At 47.6% G+C, this 634-nt stretch carries 1 protein-coding gene; it reads left to right on the top strand.

The features are described 5' to 3' along the window. Positions 1 to 634: endonuclease/exonuclease/phosphatase family protein (locus R7Z77_RS26340; RefSeq protein WP_318137171.1), on the top strand; the 634-nt coding region annotated here is incomplete at both ends.

Below are 634 nucleotides of genomic sequence, written 5' to 3' on the forward strand. Positions count from 1 at the left end.
CGGGCGGAGAAGCAAACCTCGAACCTATCGAATACCCTTACGCGGAGTCTTACTCTACCAACACAGGTTTGTTGAGCGATTTTGACCTCGACAACAACGGCACTGCCGGCCAAATGCCGGGGGATGCATGGGGCTTTGGCATGTACCACGGCCAATACGCCTTTGCCCTAATGTCTAAGTACAAAATTGATACGGCAAATACACGAACCTTCCAAGAGTTTAAATGGAAAGATTTAGAAGGCGCGAAAATCCCAACCATTACTATTTGTGACGGCTCACAAAAAATTCCAGACGACATGAAGTGTGGCGATGAGTGGTACTCTGCAGAGGAATGGGCTCAAGTACGTCTCTCTTCTAAAAACCACGTAGATGCACCAATTATCATCCCGACCAGCAATGGTAATGAGGTTGTTCATCTTCTGATGTCGCACCCTACACCACCAGTTTTCGATCCTGGTAAAAACCAAGCGCAAAACGCAGCGGAAGTGGAATTTTGGCACCATTACATCCAAGGAAAAGAATTTTTCTACGACGATGCAGGTAAACAAGGTGGCTTGGCGAGCGGTGCTAAATTCGTCATGATGGGCGACCAAAACCTCGATCCAGTTGCTGGCGATGGTATTAGCTCTGTCAT

Source organism: Vibrio sp. 1401, from assembly GCF_033340295.1.